The sequence below is a fragment of the Candidatus Thorarchaeota archaeon genome (genome assembly GCA_021498125.1).
GTDB lineage: Archaea > Asgardarchaeota > Thorarchaeia > Thorarchaeales > Thorarchaeaceae > B65-G9.
On sequence record JAIZWL010000009.1, the window covers coordinates 1 to 21,001 of the forward strand.

Here is a 21,001-nt window from a genome sequence, read left to right on the forward strand (position 1 = left end):
TCAATCTGGGATCTTCTTCTGCGACATTTATTCAGATGAATTGTTTAATGATGAGTTTCGGGTGTTTCAATCCCCTCAATCTGGGATCTTCTTCTGCGACATTCCACAACAGTTCTATAGAGAGAAACAAGGTCAAACTGTTTCAATCCCCTCAATCTGGGATCTTCTTCTGCGACCTGATTTCAACTTACAGGGGTAAAGACAATGAACGAGAAGTTTCAATCCCCTCAATCTGGGATCTTCTTCTGCGACGGTGGGGATGCACTAGACTTATTGGCGGCTTTGTTACAGTTTCAATCCCCTCAATCTGGGATCTTCTTCTGCGACCTTTATATGGCTATCAATGACATTCCGATAGCAACGGAGTTTCAATCCCCTCAATCTGGGATCTTCTTCTGCGACCTGATTTCAACTTACAGGGGTAAAGACAATGAACGAGAAGTTTCAATCCCCTCAATCTGGGATCTTCTTCTGCGACGATATAGATGAAACCACTCAGAATCCAATAACCCTATATAAGTTTCAATCCCCTCAATCTGGGATCTTCTTCTGCGACACAGGCTCCCGTGGCTATAGGATCTCCAGATATCCACCTCAATAGTTTCAATCCCCTCAATCTGGGATCTTCTTCTGCGACTTCCCTATGCCGGGGCCCGTTAGGGCACCGCCTGGTTTCAATCCCCTCAATCTGGGATCTTCTTCTGCGACTTGTGGCCACAGCGTTTCCAGCTATTTCGATCCTGATTCGTTTCAATCCCCTCAATCTGGGATCTTCTTCTGCGACTGCATACTGTTGATATGAGGGTAGCGGAAAGCCCTACATTGTTTCAATCCCCTCAATCTGGGATCTTCTTCTGCGACTTGAGTTGCATCTTGTGGCATCAGGATTACCATTTACGTTTCAATCCCCTCAATCTGGGATCTTCTTCTGCGACAATCTAGCCCGTTGGGGCATGGCCCGAGATGAACCATCCTTGGTGTTTCAATCCCCTCAATCTGGGATCTTCTTCTGCGACACTTCAAAGCATCCAAGAGATGTAGAAAAATTCCTTATAGTTTCAATCCCCTCAATCTGGGATCTTCTTCTGCGACCAATATGTGAGAAGTGTGTGGTTATGTAGACAAATAGTTTCAATCCCCTCAATCTGGGATCTTCTTCTGCGACCTGCGTGATTTCGTCCCTTGCCAATTTCATTTGAATTGCAGTTTCAATCCCTCAATCTGGGATCTTCTTCTGCGACAGGCCAATCATGGTTTTACGTATAGTCACCACGGAACGGTAAACGGTTTCAATCCCTCAATCTGGGATCTTCTTCTCTGCGACATTGTAAGCGGGCCTGACCGTCTTCAAGGGAGCTGTGGACCTTTTGGTTTCAATCCCCTCAATCTGGGATCTTCTTCTGCGACCGTCATGGTCAATCTCATCCCTCTCACAGGGAAGATAGGTTTCAATCCCCTCAATCTGGGATCTTCTTCTGCGACTGGGTTTGTTTTGCATATGGAGATTGATTCTCCGATTAAGTTTCAATCCCCTCAATCTGGGATCTTCTTCTGCGACTAATCGCCCATATGCAATAGTGTAATGTTCCATCGTGTCAGTTTCAATCCCCTCAATCTGGGATCTTCTTCTGCGACATTTATTCCAGATGAAGCGTTGAATGAAAGTTTCGCGGTGTTTCAATCCCCTCAATCTGGGATCTTCTTCTGCGACATTCCACAACAGTTCTATAGAGAGAAACAAGGTCAAACTGTTTCAATCCCCTCAATCTGGGATCTTCTTCTGCGACAAGGATGAGAAGCAACGGAATAGATTTGTGCTAGTCATGTTTCAATCCCCTCAATCTGGGATCTTCTTCTGCGACTTGGGTAAGGTTGGTGATGGAGCATTTCCACGCTCGAAGTTTCAATCCCCTCAATCTGGGATCTTCTTCTGCGACGAGAGAAGACCACTATTAAGTTATTTGGTAGCAGTCTTGTTTCAATCCCCTCAATCTGGGATCTTCTTCTGCGACTGTCCTCAAAGCGTTCCCGCGAAAATTGCTGTCGAGAAGGTTTCAATCCCCTCAATCTGGGATCTTCTTCTGCGACCCACTTCCACCCTCAAATGTGGGTTGCTACTTACGACGTTTCAATCCCCTCAATCTGGGATCTTCTTCTGCGACTCCACAACTGGTACACAGGGAATGAATAGTGTTGAGGCTGTTTCAATCCCCTCAATCTGGGATCTTCTTCTGCGACTATAACTATTTAGTAGGTAATTACATGAGAAATACGTTTCAATCCCCTCAATCTGGGATCTTCTTCTGCGACATTCATTAAGATGTGCATCAGTACTGATGCGTCTGTGTTTCAATCCCCTCAATCTGGGATCTTCTTCTGCGACTCCTCGGAATGGCTACGTTCTCGGCGGTGGTACGCAGTTTCAATCCCCTCAATCTGGGATCTTCTTCTGCGACTGGGGCCAAAACCCATGAAAAATAAGGAAAGGGGTCCTCATAAGTCTTTGTGGGGTGGTGCAATGTGGTGATGCCGATTTTGCAAGGTCCTTTATAAGGATCACCACACTTTATAAAGGGCAACCGTCCGCGACCCGAACACGGAATGGTCTGAGATAGATCGTGAGGATAGCGATTGTCGTCTGCTGATGGATCTCAACTGCGGGACGGGAGTGATATATGATCACGGAACTGGGTGGCGTTTAGCAGGTATTTTGTCGGGTGGTAGGGATGAGGGAACAGATAAATGGTAGTAACAATGAGTCAGGTACCGCGAGGTGTGTGCAGAAATGAGAGTTCTGGTTACCGGAGCAAGCGGATTTATCGGTCGGCGATTATTGGGTCGCCTTGTTGAGGAAGGCCACGAGGTCTATGCGTTCGTACGCAGGACGAGTAACACGCAGAATTTTCCTGATGGCGTAGAGATTCGGGAGGGTGATCTGCTGGATGCGCCTTCGATGGAGGCGGCTGTCAAGGACATGGAGGCGGTGCTTCATTTAGCGGCGTACTTTGACTTCTACCCGAGCGATGTTGATCTCCTGTACAAGGTCAATGTTGATGGGACGCGGAACCTGATGAACGCCTGTATCGGGACCAGTGTTGAACGTTTCATCTATTGTTCGACGACCGAAACCATAGGCCCCGTCCGCTATCCGCCGGGCAATGAGGATACCGAGTTGAGACCCCAGTTCGATTACGGGCAGAGCAAGGTCATGGCGGAGAAGATCGTGCGGGAGATCTCGCGGGACACGGGACTGACGCATATTATTCTGCGGCCGACCGGAGTCACAGGTGAGGGTGATCTCTATACTGGGTACGAGTTGATCAAGGCCATCAATGATGGTGCGATTCCCATACTTCCTGGCAGTGGCGAGAGGCACATCATGTACACATACGTGGGTGACGTGGTCAACGGATTTGCGATGGCCCTGACATCCAAGAGTGCAGGGAACAACACGTTGATCCTCTGTCCTGATGAGCCGATGAAGTACAAGGACTTGATACCGTTCATTGCTGACACTCTTGGTGTTGAACCTCCGAAGAGGCGAGTTCCGGTATCAGTGGCCAAGTTGGGTATTGCGTTGATGAGTCCATTCAAGAATCGTGGGCGGACGACATTTTTGTGGCACACTAAGACGATTGAGAGTATGGACCAAGACCGATGGTACACGAACGAGAAGGCGAAGCGTCTTCTTGGTTGGTCTCCAGAGTTATCGATGCAGGAGGCTATTCGAAGAGCCATCACTTGGTACAAAGAGAATGATTACCTGTAGAGGAGAGAATCACCTTGGACCCCTTGATAGGACTACTACTGATCATAACACCGATAGTGCTAGCATTTCTGATGCTGATCGTTCTCAAGAAAGCGGCCGATGTCACTGGAGTGGTCGTCTGGCTCGTGACGCTCGTCATTGCAGTCGTTGCTTTCCAGACTGATATCGGAGTCGCACTGGTATCCAGCGTTGCGGGAATTGTCAAGTCCTTTCCGATCTCGCTGATGGTTGCAACATCCATTCTAATGATGACCTACATGCAGGAGACCGGATCACTTCAGCGTCTCATTGTGTTCTTTAAGACGCTGGGTGGCGGGAGCAAACCGATGCAGGTGATGCTCATCAGCCTTGGCCTTGGTCTGTTCTTGGTCGGTATCGGCGCAACGCCAGTCACTATGTTGCCACCTGTCATGCTGGCTCTGGGCTTTTCCCCCTTGGTGGCTGTGGCCCTTCCTTCGATCGGATACGATCCTCTCACGACCTTTGCCTTGCTAGGAGTTCCTGTCAAGGTCTTTGTCGGAGAGTACAATCAGGCATCTGGAGCCGCCCTCACGCTCTCTCAGGCAGGTGAGGTCTTTGCCATGTTCATGCCCGTAATCACCACAGGGATTGCTATCTCAATGCTCTGGATTGCTGGTGGTCGCAAGTTGCTCTTTCAGAAAGAGAGTCTGTTCTTGGCAATCATAAGTGGTGTGACCGCTGGAGGGGTTGCGATCGTTGCGAACAGTCCTCTTGTTCATCAGACGATTCTCACGAATGTCTATGCTGGAGCAGCAGTCATCTTTGTACTGTATGCATACACGCGCCTCCAAGGCAAATCGATCATTGATCGTAGCGGGCTCGACGAGAAGGACCACGAGGTCGAGCAGAACATGAGACTGCGGAAGGCCAGTATTCCGTGGACGATTCTTGTCATTCTCTGTCTGGCGACGACTTTGATAGAACCGATCAGGACTCTGCTGATGGTTCAGCTTGATTGGGTCGTTCAGGTCGGACCCTATCCTCATCCTATTAGTACGAAGATCTTGTGGCAGGCTTACACCCTGATGTTCATCGCGCTCATCCTATCATTTCCGTTCTTCAAGCATGACAATGATACCATGAAGCGCACCTTTTCCAAGTTCATGCAACGTGCTCCACGCCCCGTGCTTGCTGCGGCCATCTTCTTTGCGATGGCTGAGGTGATGAACTACAGCGGGTATATTCCCAGCCCCACTGGTTGGGTGGAGCCCAGCGACCCAAGCAATAACATGATCTATCTCTTGGCCTCGATGACTTCGGCGACACTCGGTTCCACGTATCCCGTGACAGCTGCATTTCTTGGTCTGCTTGCTGGATTCATCTCCGGTTCGGAGACCTCTGCTATTGCTATGTTCACCCGATATCACTATGAGGCAAGCTCGATGATCGGTGCGAATGCGGTGGTTGTTGCCGCCTCGAATGGTATAGGTGGCGGTCTCGCAAGTGTGATCAGTCCTGCGAAGATACAAAACGCGGCGGCGGTCATTGATGAGATAGGTATCGAGGGTGAAGTGATTCGGTATGGTGCTGTGGTCGCAGTACTCATGACTGTGGCCGTTGCAATACTGACGATGCTATGGGCCTTCGCGTGACGATTTTATTTAGAGCATGGTATTGAAGAGCCGCAACTACCGCGGCTCTATTATATTATTTAGATTGGGGGTGGGATCACAAGCTGAAATGCGATATGGCTCATATTGCGTGTTTGCTGTCTTGTAGGCGATCCACGTTTGAATGCGTTGCTCTGGTGCAGGCGAGTAAAGACAATCGATCTGTACCATCATCTTTGCCTATCGGAGAGTTGGTCAAGTATGATCTCTAAGGTACGTGATGATGTGTGCACGTGCGCTTGACTACTTTTGTGTAGATTGAAAGTCCTTGAGATAGATGACAAATGCACCTATTGCAAGTAGTAATCCCCAGGCCACATCTAAATTTGCGACAAGCATGGTTATGATCGAGATGGCTACAGGAAGCGTGAGTAACACGGTGAAGGTCCGCTCATTGAATTTATTTATATACTTACAATAGATCCAATAGATGACGGGCAACCACAAGAGGGCCTCGATGAGTATAGTGGTCGGGGACAGCGGAGGAGACCAAAAGATCGCAAACTCGCTCGTGCTAAATGTCAGCATTAGATTCAGAGCGATGAATATCAGTTCAGTCTTTTCACCAAGTAGGCCTCCTGCGAAGTATGATTGGTGCAGTCCATACCATGGTGTGAGATAACTGAGTAGCAAGAGTGTTATTGATAAGTTGCCTTTTTTACTGAGGAACGATCTCAACTTGAATGGTGCTGCTGCGCGTTGAAGGTGAACCATCAGGACAACGAGAATGCTTATTGTGAATACAACCAAGAACAGTGATCCCGCGGACATGCCAAATCCTGCAAAATCAAAGATCGGCCAATGCACGCTGAGTCTCCATGTGTAGCTTGCATTGATGGGTGTGTAGCTCTGGTACCAATACACGTGATCAGAACTCTTTACGGTCAGTAGCACAGAGATTATCGTGACGATGTCTGGGAGATAGACAAAATCGGGTACCATGGTCGGTGAGCGTGCTATTCTGTGATAGATGCTGTCTACGGCATCCTCGCCGAAGATCATCCATTCCAGTGATTTCTTGGGCGCGATGTCGAGATATAATCGGGTCGTAGGGACCGTTACTTCAATTGCTCGACTTGTGGTCTGAGATGTGGTGAAATTGAATGTCTGACTCGTGGCCAGAAAGCAACCTCCTCTGTGCCATCCGAAACTGCATTGAAAGGTGTCTATGGGTAGATACACGGTGTCGTTGACGCGACGAGGATAAATCAGTGCAGAAGTGCTGGTCGTGTTCAAGGTCATGTTCAGTCCGGGCCAAATGGCAAGATTTCTACTTGCCGAGTTATTAAATATATTTTCCCCGTCGCTACTCAATACATTCAAAGTTGCCGGGATTAGAGGCTGAGTTGCATGAGCCGTGACTGTGACTGATTCGATCTTTATGGTTGCACTGGTTTCGATATCAATAGTGACATAGAACCCGATCATACATGCCCACTGTTCTGTCAATAGTCGAGTCTCACTGACTGGTGCATCTACTGTGACCTCGAACGTGCCGGGTTCTTGAAATCGAGTAGTGTTTTCATCACTTGAGATGTCGGTCCATTTATTCTGAAGGCTTGATTCTAGAGCGATCTTACAGGCACCTGCCAATAGCCGTCCTTGAATGGTGACTCTGAGTGAATCGAGAAACTCAATGGGCACGTTTATTCTATTTCCAAACGTGAGCCGACTATTAACAATCTCGAATGTGGAACCGTTTTGATCTATGCCGTATCTAATAATATTTGATCGGCCAAATGAGAGGGGACTTGAATCGAGTTTCCACTCGTCGGTCGCACGAAACGGCTCGGCTCTAAATAGTTCTAATGATGTCTTGGCGGGACTTGCATGAAGTGGAGTGATCTGGTAGTCGCTTTTGGCCTCGTTGGTTCCTATGTTGAAAACTCCAGATTCCGGTGTGATTGGATTCTGGGTCATGACTACAATTGTTGCGCTGACTAGAGCTGCACAGATGATCCCAATTGCGCAGGCTTGGTATATCCTCCGCTTTGTTGCAGTACGAGATTGGACTATTGACATCGCTCTCGGGACTCACTACAGTCAAAATGAATAATAGTCTAAGTTTTAGACCACAGTTGGTTACACCGGGCACTCATGGGTCACAAACGGTCACAAACAGTTTCACGCCAGTAGCCTCCCGCCAACGGTAATGATCAAGATTACTTCTAGTTCTTAATTGAACCAAATAATACTTGACCGGACTACTGATATAAGTGGATCATACGAGACCTCGCCACAGTCGATATACTTCGGTCCAGAGGAAGACCATTGCAGAGATTCCTATCGTGAGGGCAAAGACGGAGTGAACCGAGTAATCGACCACCCCAAGAACCAAGTAAAGTAGTACGAGACCTGTGATGAATGAGGCATATATCACATTTCGGGGTATTGCTCTATATCCTACATAGATGTAGTTGTTTAGAAATCCGAGATTCGCTTCTGGCCAGATCTGATATTCTCCGTCAAGGGTCCGTTCCACGAGATTATAGTCGATCAATTTGTCGAGATGGTAGATTGCGACACTGTGACTACTTAGGTTGAGTTGTCGAGCAATATCGCGAGGACCTACTGGCCCTCTATTCCCAAGTAACATGATAAGCACACGCCACGTAGTGGGTCCTAATTGAAGGACCAATGGCAATTGTTCTCCCTCAGACTTTCGTGACCGCATCTCTATCATTCTATTGGGCATCATTGTTTGGCAATAATTTTATCGATTCTTCTGTTCATCTGTCGTCTAAACATTCGAGCAGAAAGAGGGGAGGTCTCCTTGGACTACTCTCTACATATGTCGTATTTTGAAGAGAGTGTATGGTTAGTCTAGACTTGCTTGGGAAATTGTTTTGAGGCACGACGTCTCTCTATTGTTCTACGACCTACCGGAGAGTGAACTCCCTGCGATTAATGGAACCGACACAGATCAAGGATCTTGCTCTAGAGAATCGACTCGTGATGCTGGCCACCCATCTCGGATATTGCGAGAACGGAGAGGTCTCTGACAAGCTAGTGGGGTTCTATGCTGAACGAGCCCGGCATCATCCCGGGCTGATCATTGTTGGCGGTTGTTATACCGAGCATCTTGGCATGAGCCTCCCCACCATGATCGGCATCTCTGAGAATCGACATATTGCAGGGTTGCGAAGACTTGTCGATGCCGTTCATTCGCATGATGTACCTATTGCTGCTCAACTCTATCATGCAGGACGATATGCGCACTCGCTGGTGATCGGAGAGCAGGCGGTCTCTGCATCGCCAGTTCCGTGTAGACTGACCCGTGAGACCCCGCGCGCCATGACACTCGAAGAGATCAAGCAGACGATTGAAAATTATGGTGCTGCCGCATCACGGGCAAGAGAGGCAGGCTTTGACGCAGTTGAGATCCTTGGTTCAGCAGGTTATCTCATCAATCAGTTCTTGGCATCGTGTACGAATCAGCGCGATGATGAATATGGTGGCGATCTTGAACAGCGAGCGCGTTTTCCATTAGAGGTCATCAGATCGGTTCGTGAGGCTGTTGGTCCAGACTATCCTGTCCTCTATCGAATGAGTGGGGCCGATTTTGTGGACGGTGGTCTCACCCTTGAAGACAATCAGACTCTGGCTCCGAAATTTGTGAAGGCGGGGGTCGACTGTATTAATGTGACTGGAGGCTGGCACGAGACCCGCGTTCCACAGATCACTATGGATGTGCCCCGCGGTCACTTTGCCTATCTTGCAGAGGGAATCGCTGAGGTGGTGGACGTTCCTGTGATCGCATGCAATCGTATCAATAGCTCGAGTGTGGCTCAACATATTCTGAATCGCGGGAAGGTCCAGCTCATAGGGATGTCCCGTGGGCTCATTGCCGATCCTGAACTGCCCACCAAGATTCGGGAAGGACGAGCCAGCGAGATCCGGATGTGTATCGGTTGTAATGAGGGCTGCCTTGATCGTGTCTTTGCGATGGGTGCTGTAACCTGTGCCATTAATCCTCTGGCAGGGTATGAAGACACAAGAACGATCGGGCCTCCGGGTGACGGGCGGATCGCAGTGGTTGGTGCAGGCCCTGCGGGTCTTGAGGTCTCACGGGTTCTTGCACTTCGAGGGTTCCAAGTAACACTGTTCGAGAAGGAGTCGCGGCCTGGTGGTGGTCTTCTTCTGGCGTCAAAGGCTCCTGGTCGTGGAGAGTTCATGGCCTATGTGACGCATATGTGGCGTGAGATGCGCAGGTTGGGGATTGATCTACGGCTTGACACTCGGGCCACGGCGGACATGATAGTCGAAGAGGGTTTTGACCATGTGTTTTGTACAACAGGAACTCTTCCCGCAATGCCACCTATTGATGGGGTTGAGGCTCCCACAGTGACCACTGCTGTAGATATTCTGAGCACTGGAGTCACTGAAGATGATCTCGTTGTAATAGTTGGGGGCAATGTTGCTGGGTGCTATGCAGCGCTCTATCTCTCGAACATGGCAAAGAGTGTAGAGATCTTGGACAGGAGTAATGCTATAGGCATGGGTCTAGGTCGTTCGACACGATGGGTGATCCTGAAGGAATTAAAACGGCGAGGCGTCAAGATGAGTGTTGGGATGAATGTGATCCAAGTCACTGGTGACTACGTTGTGGTCTCCAGAGATGGTGATTCGACATTAATCCCTGCAACGGTCATTGTCATGGCTGCGCCTCCTCAGCCGAATCGCCGTCTGCCTGAAGAGCTTCAGAAGCGAGGGGTTTCGGTTTCTCTTGTTGGAGCCGTTGAGAGTACTACCAATCTCCTTGAGACCGTCCATTCCGCATTCGGTGCCGCTGCTCGATTTGAACTATGATGAGTTCATTGTTGAGTCTTGATATGGTGTTCGACCGTATCTGAGTAGTTGTCTGCCGATGATGCTGACGGTTTCCTTAGTGACAACGCATATATGGGGATGACCGTTCGGCTCGATGCATGAAGCATATTGCGGTGCTCATCTCTGGCCGGGGCACCAATCTTCAGGCACTCATCGACGCTCAGGCACGAGGGGAGCTGGGCGGAGAGATAGTCATCGTCATCAGCAACAAGAGTAAGGCATTTGGTCTAGAGCGGGCAAGACGTGCAGGGATCAAGACTGCAATCATTACAAAGAAGCAGTATCCTGATCGTGAGGCGCATGATCGTGCTGTTGTTGCAGTTCTTCGGGAACATGATGTTGACCTTGTTGTGCTTGCGGGATATATGCGGATTCTGACTGAGACCTTCATCAGAGCATATGAGAATAGGATCATTAACGTACACCCGGCTCTTCTCCCTGCCTTCAAGGGTCTCAAGGCCCAGTGGCAGGCAGTAGACTATGGTGTGAAGGTTTCGGGATGTACTACCCATTTTGTAGTGCCGGAGATGGATGCAGGACCCATTATTCTTCAGTCGGCGGTACCGGTACTTGATGACGATACCGGTGAGTCCCTTGCAGAGCGAATCTTACCCGAAGAGCACGCGATCTTGGTGCGCAGTGTAAGACTGTTCTGCGAGGATCGATTACGAGTAGAGGAACGGCGTGTACGTATAGTGGAGCAGGTGAAATAGTGTGTGTGGTGTTCTTGGAATATTAGGATCATATGGATTGGCTGCGTCGAGAGAGCTCCTTCTCTTGTTGGCGCATCGTGGTCAGGATGCCTCTGGTCTCCTGTGGACTGAGAACGGCGGCTTTATTGAGGCAAAGGCAATGGGCAGTCCCTCTCGGATCGAGGTGCCTCCGGATGGGGCCTCGCTCATTCTCGGAAGTACACGGTATCCTACATCTGGGCGTCGTGTGGTGTCCCAAGCCGAGTTGGTCACATTTGTTGGGCCCTTTCAACGAGGGAACCTTGCTCTGACACATAATGGTAACATCACCAATATTGCCGCGCTCACGGATTCTCACTATGACTGCGATGCAGAATTCATCATTGACCGTATCAATGATTACTTGAAGGAGAATGATGGCGACTTGCCCTCTGCATTTCGAATGCTGGATGAGAACGTGGATGGTGCTTACAGTCTCATTGGGATCTATGATGGTAAACTGTTTGTGTACCGCGACCCTCATGGCTTCAAACCGCTTGTATTCGGACGAAAGAGCGGTCTTGTGATCGCTGCCTCTGAGAGCATTGTTCTTGATATGGCCGGTGTCCCTCTTGAGCGTGATGTGTACCCTGGAGAGCTCTTGATCTTTACACAGGACGGTGCGATGCAATCGTACTCTATCTCGCAGAACGCCACTCACAGTCATTGCTTCTTTGAGTACGTCTACTTTGCCCATCCGGCCTCACGGATGGAGAACCAGCTTGTCTATGATGTTCGATTCAGACTTGGGCGAGCACTTGCCACCGAGTTCAAGAGGCGCGGCCTTGAGATCCCCGATTATGTCACTCCCGTCCCCGACACAAGTCGTCCCGCCGCGCAGGCACTTGCCGAAGAACTGGATGTGCCGATGCGCGAGATCATTCTCAAGAATCGGTATCTGGGCCGAACCTTTATTGCCCGTTCACAGGCCGAACGTGATGCGATGGCCAAGTCAAAGTACATCTATCTCGATGAGAAGATTCGCGGAAAGAACATCCTTGTCGTGGATGATAGTATTGTTCGAGGAACGACTGCAAAGATGATCGTTGCCGACCTGCGCAAGCGAGGTGCAAGTAAGGTCTATTTTTCGGTGACCTCACCACCACAGGACCACCCATGTTATTATGGGATCGACATCTCCACATCCAGTGAGCTCATTGCTTCCGAGTCCAATGTGGAGCAGATTGCGAAATATATTGAGGCCGACGCTTTGATCTACCAGACAATGGACGGATTGACCAATGCAATAGGGCTTCGAGACCTCTGTCTTGCGTGTATTAACGGAAACTATCCTACTGCTCATGCTCGTCGAATTCAGCAGGTCATTGCAAATGACGGTGAAGCATCAGGGGTTCGTGATTACGAGAGGGTCATTAAATGAAGATAGGAACAATAGCGAGCCACAGTGCTCTTAACATAATGTCTGGTGCGAAAGCAGAAGGATTTGATACAGTCCTCTATACCACACCTGATAGGACCGAGTTTTACACGGCCTTTGGTCTTGGCGACTCGATCGTGGAAGTAGACGCCTTCTCTGATATTCTTGATATCGACATGCCCGACACCGTTCTCATTCCTCATGGTTCTTTTGTGGCGTATATTGGTGCCGAGCGGATCATTGAATCAGATCTTCGGCTCTACGGGAACAAGGAGTTATTGCGTTGGGAAGAGGACCGAGCATTGAAGACCAAGTTGATGGTCGAGTCGGGACTCAGGGTCCCCAAGGAATATGCAACCGTCGAGGAGATCGAGACTCCCGTCATCGTGAAGAGTTATGGCGCTGCTGGGGGCGAGGGCTACTTCATTGCTAAGGATGCAGAAGAGGCCCGGCAGAAAATGGACCCTAACAAACAATATGCAATTCAGCAATACGTTGTTGGAACGAAGGTCTTTGTCACTTACTTTAGATCACTAGCCCATGATCGAACTGAGGTGTTTGGTGCAGACATCCGTTATGAGACCGATGCAGATGCTAATCTGCGGTTTGATGACCGGCCCTCTTTTGTGGTGATTGGAAACCTGCCGCTTGTTCTACGGGAATCGACTCTTGCAAAGTACTATCAGATGGGCAAAGACTTTGTTGAGGGCTTTAAGAGGCTCACCGACCAAGACTTACCTGGACCGTTCTGTATAGAGACCATCATTGATCGTGACCAGAACATTTACACATTCGAGTTCAGCGGGCGAATTGTGGCAGGGACGAATATCTGGATTCCCTCGTCACCTTACAGTTACTTGCAGTTCGGCGAGCAGATGTGGATGGGGCGCCGGATTGCCCGTGAGATCAAGGAGCTGATCGCACAGGGTCGGCTTGAGGAGGCATTGACATGAAGAGACCCACAATTGGAATGCTTGGTTCACATAGTGCTGAAGAGATCGGGATGGCCGCCAAGTCCAGCGGTTTTGAGACCGTAATAGTCTGCCAGAAGGGCCGTGAAAAATTGTACACGGTCTATAACAAGCATCTCTATGATCACGTCATCGTCCTTGACAGGTTCGGTGACATGATCCATGATGATGTTCAGGATCAACTTGAAGAACTGAACACGCTCTGGATTCCGAACCGCTCCTTCTCCGTGTATGTTGGGTATGATAACATAGAGAAGAAGTTCCGAATTCCCATGTACGGCAATCGCTGGGTACTTCGTGTAGAGGAGAGAGGTCAGCCACGCGATCAGTACTGGCTGCTCAAAGAGTCCGGGATTAGAATACCTGAGCCAGTAGACCCTGATAACATCGATAGACTGGTCATCGTCAAGGTGCAGCAGAAAGACCGTCCTCTTGAACGCGCCTTCTTCTACGCGCAGTCCACTGAGGAGTATCGTGAGAAGAGTGAGCAGATGATCCGTGAGAAGACGATCTCAGAAGACGATCTGGCTCATGCAACGGTGGAGGAATTCATCCTTGCACCCCGTTTTAATGCAAACTTTCAGGCCTATGCCATGAGGGACAAGTTCGGCAGTGTCGATCTCGTGGGTTTTGACGACCGTGTCCAGACAAACCTGTCCGGGTTGCTCAATCTTCCGGCCCGTGATCAGTTGGCCCTTAATGCGACCATAGTCAACGAAGAGGTCGGGCACAAGGGAGTCACGATGCGTGAGAGCAAGAAGCCTCTGGTATATGAGGCCGCAGAGAAACTTCTCGAGGGCGTAGCGAAGCACTTCCCACCAAAGATGATAGGTCTCTTTAGTCTTCAAGGCGCCTTGACGGAAGAGTCCGAGTTTGTGGTCTTCGATCTCAGTCCGCGAGTGCCGGGAGCCCCCTGTGTTGGACCGACCAGTCCCGAGATGCGACGACTCTCTCTCAAGTTTCATCGTGAGATCTATGCTCCACTTGATGTATGCATGATTGACATTGAAGAGGCCGTCAAAGAGGACCGTTTAGATGAGGCCACAACGTAGAAACGGTCAATTTGGCTGAAAATTCGGGTCCATTAGTGCTTCCATAGAATTCATAAACATCACTTGGTCGCCTTCGCATGACTCAGCCCAAGTCCCGACATGAGGAGATTCAGTTGCGACTAATTCACGAAGGAAAAGTCAAGCGGGTCTATGCAGACCCCGAGTCTGAGGAGAGGCTCATTGTAGAGTTCACGGATGCGATCACTGCTGGCGATGGTGCAAAAAAAGAGATCCTTGAAGGTAAAGGAACTGTAGCGTGTGATACGACCGAATTTCTCTTGAAGTTTCTCGAGTCTAAGGGTATTGAGACCCATTTCATAAAACGCCTTGATGGCCCGAAGTTATTATGCAAAAAGGCCAGTATGTATCCTATCGAGTCTGTCTGCCGAAATGTTGTTGCTGGTTCTTTTGCGAGGAGATACGGCCTTGAGACTGGTCGATCCCTCTCCCGACCATTAGTTGAGTTCTTTCTCAAGGATGACGATCTTCACGATCCCATGATTGCAAAGGAAGCCGTCATTCGTCTAGGAATCGCCACTGAGGAGGAACTTGCCTTCATGAGACGGGTGACCTTGGCCGTCAATTACTATCTTGGTGAACTATTCTCCCAAGTAGGCCTTCGGCTTGTGGACTTCAAACTCGAATTTGGAAAGACCTCTGATGGGAAGATCGTTGTTGCTGATGAGATCTCCGGTGACACAATGCGCGTCTGGGATAAGAACAGCCAGTCGATGGACAAGGACATCTTCCGTAAAGATCTGGGGGATGTCGTGGAGATCTATCGCCGACTGCTGGAAAAGCTCTCAAATGCAACTCCGGAGTCTATTCTCCCTCTTGATGAGGTCATTGACGTTGTGGTCATGCCCAAAGAAGGAATCAAGAATCCCCCTGGTGAAGTGGCCAAGAAAGCGCTTGTACGACTTGGCTATGATGAGATACTGGATGTCCGAGTTGGTAAGGTCTTTCGAATCACAATGAGCACATCGATCTCAGGGAGATCACTTGACCACGTTGATGAGATGGCAGAGAAGCTACTAGCGAATCCAATAGCTGAGACAACGAGGGTGAGGCTAGATTAGAATGCCCATTGCAGTTCTACGATTTCCCGGGACGAACAACGAACGCGATATCATGCGCGCTCTGAGTTCTATACCCGGTGCTGATCCTTTTCTCGTACCCAGTCGTGAGGGTGCTGGCGCCTTGAAAGAGGCCGATGGAGTGATTATCCCGGGTGGTTTTTCGTATGGTGATTATATCAGGGCTGGTGCTGTGGCAGCCGTGGGGGAGATCATTGAGGGCGTAAAGGCCATGGCCGAGGCTGGACGGCCCGTGTTGGGCATTTGTAATGGTTTTCAGATCCTCACCGAGTGCGGGCTGCTTCCTGGGGCGCTTCTCCCAAATACCTCTTCGCGGTTTGTCTGTAAATGGGTCTATCTACGAGTCAGTGACAGGACCACCTTATTTACTGAGGGTCTTGAGAATGCAGTCCTTCGGCTGCCAATCGCTCATGCGGAAGGTAACTATTATTGTTCTGAGGAGGATCTCATGATGCTGCAGACGGAATCACTTGTTCCGATCCGATACGGTGATGCCGAGGGGCGAACCATACCAGAGGTCAATCCCAATGGATCTCTTCTGAATATTGCAGCAGTGATCAATAAGGAAGGTAACGTCATGGGAATGATGCCTCATCCTGAACGGGCTTCGAGAGCCTCTCTCGGTTCGACCGATGGCTTGGCGATTTTAGAGAATTTTGTGAGGGGAACCAAATGCTGACGCGAGAAGAACTTGCACATGTGAAGTCCGTCTTGGGGCGTGATCCCACTGAGACCGAGTTGGCCATGCTTGATGTTCTATGGTCTGAGCATTGCAGTTACAAGAGTTCCAAACGCTGGTTCCACCTGTTCAAGACGAAAGGGTCTCGTGTCTACTTAGGGATCGGCGAGGGAGCAGGACTGGTGGATGTGGGCGATAATGTCCTAGTCGGTGTGGCGATGGAGAGTCATAATCACCCCAGTCAGATCGATCCGTATAATGGGGCTGCTACTGGTGTGGGTGGTATCATTCGTGATGTGATCTCTCAAGGGTGCAGGGCTGTAGGTCTCATGAACCAATTGCGGTTCGGTCCTCCGAGCAAGCCGCGGAATGCCTACCTTCTTGAGCGTGTTGTCCGTGGGATCTCGGATTATGGTAACAGTGTTGGTATCCCCATGGTGGGGGGCGAGATCGAGTTTGATGATTCATACGACGATAACTGTCTGGTGAACGTGGTCTGTATTGGTGTAGTGCGTCCTGACAAAGTGATCAGAAGCATCGCAAAGACGCCGGGTCACTACCTTGTCCTGTTCGGTTCAACAACTGGCAGAGATGGCATAGCCGGTGTCAGTTTCGCCTCTGAGACCTTCTCGGATGAGGAAGAAGAGAATCGAGGGGCGGTTCAGATTGGTGATCCTCTTGCAAAGAAGGTGGTCATTGATACCCTCGAACAGCTTGTTGAAGAGAATCTCCTCGATGGTCTTCAGGACTTTGGTGGTGGAGGTCTCACATCATGTGCTGGAGAGATGGCCGCATCAGGAGGAACTGGTGTGACCATTGAAGTTGACAAGGTACCCCTACGAGAAGAGGGGATGACTGCCACAGAAATAGTCATCTCCGAGTCGCAGGAGCGTATGCTTGCAGTAGTATCTCCGGAAAAGATCGAGCGTGTCCTTGAGGTCCTGACTCAGAACGATACGCCTCATGCCGTGATCGGAAAGGTCACTGATGATGGATATTACACGGTCCTTGAACGGGGTGAGGTGAAGGCTCAATTGCCCATCAATTTACTCGTTGGTGGATTCCCCCTTCCCGAACGCAAAGAGGGATCACTTCCTTCACGTGGGCACTCCCTTGATTGGTATCAAGAACCTGATGATTATGTGTCGGAGATCATCAACCTCCTTGGGTCTGTGAATATTGCCTCTCGACGATGGGTCTACAGCCAGTATGACCAGCACGTTCAGGCAAACACGATCGTTGACATTGGTGAGAATGCTGGTGTCTTGGAATTCCCGTTCAACAAGCGTCTTGCATTTGCGAGTGATTGTAATTCGTTCTGGACCCTTCTTGACCCGCAGCAGGGAACATCGAACTCTGCGGCTGAGGCATTGAGAAATCTGGTCGCAATGGGTGCTCGGCCAATCCTGATCGCCGACTGCCTGAACTTTGGTAATCCGGAGAGACCGGACTCCTACGCTCAGTTTGTGGAGGCGATTCGCGGACTTGGAAGGTTCTCGAACGATTTCGACCTGCCAATAATCGGTGGGAATGTCTCCCTCTACAACGAGTCGGAGGTAGATGGTGTTGTCCATAGGATCAATCCGACACCTGAGATCATGATTGCAGGCCTCTTTGACTTGGGATACACTCCTGTCCGAAGGAGCCTCTGTACTCCCTGGGCCAATCTCTTTCTCATCGGCGAGACGTTGCCAGAGCTCAACGGTTCTGAGTACCAGCGGCTCAAGCTCGGTGAGGTGCGAGGCTTTCCACCAGCATATCGACCAGGCGCAGAGAAGAACGCAATGGAGGCCTTACTGGAGGCGCATCAGGCAGGTCTGATACGTTCCTGTAATAACATCGGCAGGGGCGGGCTTGCAGTGGCGCTCATGAAGATGGTCTTAGGATCGGAATACGGCTTCAAACTCGATCCTGATCTGATACCCGGTACGACACGAAGCCTTGGTCAGACTCTCTTCTCGGAGACCTCTGCCAGATATCTTGCTGAAGTGTCGGAGAGCAATCAGCCACAGTTCCTTAAGATCATGGCCAGTCATAATGTCCCGATATGTGAGTTGGGCCTGACGGTCACTGATCGAGTTGCAGATTTTGGAAAATTCAAGGTCCCTCTCGACAAGGCGAAGGAGGCCTTTGAGACCGGCCTGAGTAAATACTTGGAGTGAGTCAGATGGCAGATGTCTTAATTATTGCGGGAAGCAAGAGCGATGAGAAGATCGTCAAGAAAGCGACCGGGGTCCTCGAGGAATTGAGGATCGCCTACATGGTGGAATATGCGTCCGCGCATAGAGAGCCAGATCGTGTAAAGTCGATAGTGGAATCATCTGATGCCAAGGTCATCATCGCCGTTGCTGGACTCGCGGCTGCGCTCCCCGGTTTCGTTGCCTCTCTTACCGATCGACCCGTCATTGGAGTTCCTGTATCTGCAGCCCTTGGTGGACTTGACGCCCTTCTCTCGATTGCACAGATGCCCAAGGGGGTACCAGTTGCAACCGTTGGTATTGATAATGGGCAGAACGCAGCCCACTTGGCAGCCCGTATCTTGGGCGTGCAGAAAGAGCCTGCTGGACAGCCACCGAAGACCTATGCAGAGGCCGGCGTTGATGAGTCGAAGGTCGCCGATGGTCTCAAAGTGATCGCAAAATACGTCCGCAAGTCCTTTGGCACTCGTGAGGTCACTCAGGACTTTGGGCATTACGCTAATACTGTTCGTGTCAATGATGAGTTGGTCATTGCCCTCTCCACTGATGGTGTGGGCAGTAAAGTGATCATCGCCGAGATGGCAGGGATCTACGATACTATTGGTCAGGACTGCGTTGCTATGAATGTCAACGATCTGATCTGTATCGGTGCGATGCCTGTTGGTTTCGTAGACTATCTGGCCTGTGAGAGACCGCTTCCTGCTGAGGTCTTGGAACAGATCGGTCAGAGCCTTCTTGACGCCTGTCGTGCTTCTGACATCCCGATTCTCGGAGGCGAGACCGCAATCTTGCCTGATATCATACGAGGTCATGGGACCACTGGCCTAGATTTGGCAGGGACTGCTGTTGGGATCGCTCATCCTGCTGAGCTCATTGACGGTTCCGCAATTCAGCCCGGAGACTCAATCATCGGCATTGCCTCGAACGGTCTTCACTCAAACGGCTTCACGCTTGCCCGGCGTGTTGTCTTGGCTAATCATTCACTTAATGATATCCTGCCATGGGGGATCAGCGTGGCGGAAGAATTGCTCAAGCCCACAAGGGTCTATGTTCCGCACTTTCGGGCCCTCTTAGAGAATGGAATCGATGTCCGTGGTATCGCTCACATTACAGGGTCCGGATTCAAGAAGATTCTGCGACTGCATTCTGCGAACTTTCGAATTCAAGACCTCCCAAACCTACCCCCGATCTTTCGGCTCATCCAAGAGGAGGGACAGATCGATTGGGCCGAGATGTTCTCGACCTTCAATATGGGTATAGGTCTCGTGGTCATTGTCCCTGAGGATCAAGCGCCCCAGGCTCTAGATGTGATCCGGGCTCTTGACGAGGCCTATCTGATTGGAGTGGTTGAAGAATCCGATAAAGGAGAGGTCACAATAGAACCGTACGGGGTTGTACTCACATGACGAGAGTTCTACTTGTTGGTAACGGCGCCAGAGAGCATGCACTTGCTACGGCCCTGCATCGGTCTGATGTCGAGATCGTATCACGAATGAGTAGAAATAATCCGGGGATCGCCCGATTATCTAAGGAGGTATTGATAGGTCCGCTCGAAGATTTTGGATCCTATCTCGACCTAAGCGGAATCGATTATGCCGTTATTGGTCCGGAGGCCCCACTGGCCTTGGGCGTGGTAGATTATCTTGAGCAGCACGGGGTTCCATGTGTTGGGCCATCTAAGGAGCCTGCGCAGATTGAGACCAGTAAAGTGTTTGCCCGGACATTGCTCGATGATGTTGCGCCTCATGCTAATCCCGAGTTTGGTATTGCGCGGAGTCCCAGTGAGATCGATGACATCATCACGCAGATCGGTCAGGCCAATATAGTCATCAAGCCTGACGGACTCACTGGTGGAAAGGGGGTCAAGATCTTTGGTGAGCATTTGCATTCGATAGACGATATCAAGAATTATGCGGAAGGTCTCATTGCCAAAGAGGGGGCGGTACTCCTCGAGGAACGATTGCAGGGAATAGAGTTCACCATGCAGACCTTTGTAGATGGCGAGCGGTTGGAGCTGATGCCCTTGGTCCGTGATTACAAGAGGGCGTTTGATGGAGATCAGGGTCCAAACACTGGTTCCATGGGGTCGTACTCACAGGCGGACCATAGGCTCGCATATCTTGAGGAGTCCGATATTGACGCTGCACTTGGTATCATGAGAACAACCGTTCGGGGTCTCAAGGAGAGGACGGGCGCTCGATACAAGGGCATTCTCTATGGTCAGTTTATGAAGACCAAGTCTGGCGTCAAGGTCATAGAATTCAATGCACGATTTGGTGACCCCGAGGCGATGAATGTACTGACTCTTCTCTCATCCTCCATGGACGATGTCTGTCAGAGTATCGTTGATGGTCATGTAGTTCGTCCAACGTTTGAGCATCTCTCTACAGTCTGTGTCTACGTTGTCCCTGAGGGCTACCCCGGTCCAGATGTTGTCAAGGATGCAGAGATCACCATCGGTCAAGGTCTAAGTTCACACATTTACTATGCATCTGTCTATGAAAAAGACAGCCAAGTCTATACGACGGGAAGTCGTGCACTGGGTGTTCTTGCAACTGCCCCGACGGTGGCGGAGGCCCGAGCGCAGGCCTATGCTGATGTCCAGAAGATCGCTGGGCGTGTGAGGTTTCGAAGCGATATTGCTGACGGCATTGATGTTTAGGTG

14 protein-coding genes and 1 CRISPR repeat array are annotated in these 21,001 nt (G+C 50.2%); of the genes, 12 read left to right on the forward strand and 2 right to left on the reverse strand.

Going from position 1 to position 21,001, the window contains the following annotated elements; translation table 11 throughout:
* The first annotated feature begins 63 nt into the window (after positions 1–63).
* Positions 64–2,456: a CRISPR direct-repeat array (repeat unit 37 nt; unit sequence GTTTCAATCCCCTCAATCTGGGATCTTCTTCTGCGAC).
* Positions 2,457–2,785: 329 nt separating this feature from the next.
* Together K9W43_13290 and K9W43_13295 are read left to right on the forward strand one after the other, a co-directional pair.
* Positions 2,786–3,769: an NAD-dependent epimerase/dehydratase family protein gene (locus K9W43_13290; protein MCF2138199.1), complete on the forward strand. Its 984-nt coding sequence runs from the start codon at positions 2,786–2,788 to the stop codon at positions 3,767–3,769.
* A gap of 14 nt (positions 3,770–3,783) precedes the next feature.
* Positions 3,784–5,382 carry an L-lactate permease gene (locus tag K9W43_13295; protein MCF2138200.1) on the forward strand — a complete coding sequence of 533 codons (1,599 nt, stop codon included), beginning with the start codon at positions 3,784–3,786 and terminating at the stop codon, positions 5,380–5,382.
* Between the two features lie 261 nt (positions 5,383–5,643).
* Here the strand turns inward: K9W43_13295 and K9W43_13300 are convergent, their stop codons facing one another.
* A complete protein-coding gene (locus tag K9W43_13300) occupies positions 5,644–7,422 on the reverse strand; it encodes a hypothetical protein (GenBank protein MCF2138201.1) in 1,779 nt (592 codons plus the stop codon).
* A 199-nt stretch (positions 7,423–7,621) separates the two neighbouring features.
* Positions 7,622–8,074, reverse strand: a complete 453-nt coding sequence (locus K9W43_13305) for a MarR family transcriptional regulator (GenBank protein MCF2138202.1) — start codon at positions 8,072–8,074, stop codon at positions 7,622–7,624.
* Between the two features lie 215 nt (positions 8,075–8,289).
* Between K9W43_13305 and K9W43_13310 the strand changes: the two genes are divergently transcribed.
* From K9W43_13310 to purD, 10 genes are all read left to right on the forward strand, one after another.
* Positions 8,290–10,209: an FAD-dependent oxidoreductase gene (locus tag K9W43_13310; protein MCF2138203.1), complete on the forward strand. Its 1,920-nt coding sequence runs from the start codon at positions 8,290–8,292 to the stop codon at positions 10,207–10,209.
* Positions 10,210–10,328: 119 nt separating this feature from the next.
* The gene (gene purN / locus K9W43_13315; protein MCF2138204.1) at positions 10,329–10,943 is read left to right on the forward strand and encodes a phosphoribosylglycinamide formyltransferase; all 615 of its coding nucleotides are present in this window, start codon (positions 10,329–10,331) and stop codon (positions 10,941–10,943) included.
* Positions 10,944–10,980: 37 nt separating this feature from the next.
* Positions 10,981–12,342 carry an amidophosphoribosyltransferase gene (locus tag K9W43_13320; GenBank protein MCF2138205.1) on the forward strand — a complete coding sequence of 454 codons (1,362 nt, stop codon included), beginning with the start codon at positions 10,981–10,983 and terminating at the stop codon, positions 12,340–12,342.
* A complete protein-coding gene (locus K9W43_13325) occupies positions 12,339–13,292 on the forward strand; it encodes a formate--phosphoribosylaminoimidazolecarboxamide ligase (protein MCF2138206.1) in 954 nt (317 codons plus the stop codon). Before K9W43_13320 ends, K9W43_13325 begins: the two co-directional genes overlap by 4 nt.
* Complete coding sequence (locus K9W43_13330) at positions 13,289–14,362, forward strand: DUF1297 domain-containing protein (protein ID MCF2138207.1); 1,074 nt, start codon at positions 13,289–13,291, stop codon at positions 14,360–14,362. Before K9W43_13325 ends, K9W43_13330 begins: the two co-directional genes overlap by 4 nt.
* 77 nt (positions 14,363–14,439) lie before the next feature.
* Positions 14,440–15,441, forward strand: a complete 1,002-nt coding sequence (locus K9W43_13335; protein ID MCF2138208.1) for a phosphoribosylaminoimidazolesuccinocarboxamide synthase — start codon at positions 14,440–14,442, stop codon at positions 15,439–15,441.
* Position 15,442: 1 nt separating this feature from the next.
* Positions 15,443–16,138 carry a phosphoribosylformylglycinamidine synthase I gene (gene purQ, locus K9W43_13340; GenBank protein MCF2138209.1) on the forward strand — a complete coding sequence of 232 codons (696 nt, stop codon included), beginning with the start codon at positions 15,443–15,445 and terminating at the stop codon, positions 16,136–16,138.
* Positions 16,132–18,300 carry a phosphoribosylformylglycinamidine synthase subunit PurL gene (purL, locus tag K9W43_13345; GenBank protein MCF2138210.1) on the forward strand — a complete coding sequence of 723 codons (2,169 nt, stop codon included), beginning with the start codon at positions 16,132–16,134 and terminating at the stop codon, positions 18,298–18,300. Before purQ ends, purL begins: the two co-directional genes overlap by 7 nt.
* A gap of 5 nt (positions 18,301–18,305) precedes the next feature.
* Positions 18,306–19,742 carry a phosphoribosylformylglycinamidine cyclo-ligase gene (gene purM, locus K9W43_13350; GenBank protein MCF2138211.1) on the forward strand — a complete coding sequence of 479 codons (1,437 nt, stop codon included), beginning with the start codon at positions 18,306–18,308 and terminating at the stop codon, positions 19,740–19,742.
* Positions 19,739–20,998, forward strand: a complete 1,260-nt coding sequence (gene purD / locus K9W43_13355) for a phosphoribosylamine--glycine ligase (protein ID MCF2138212.1) — start codon at positions 19,739–19,741, stop codon at positions 20,996–20,998. Before purM ends, purD begins: the two co-directional genes overlap by 4 nt.
* Positions 20,999–21,001: the final 3 nt, after the last annotated feature.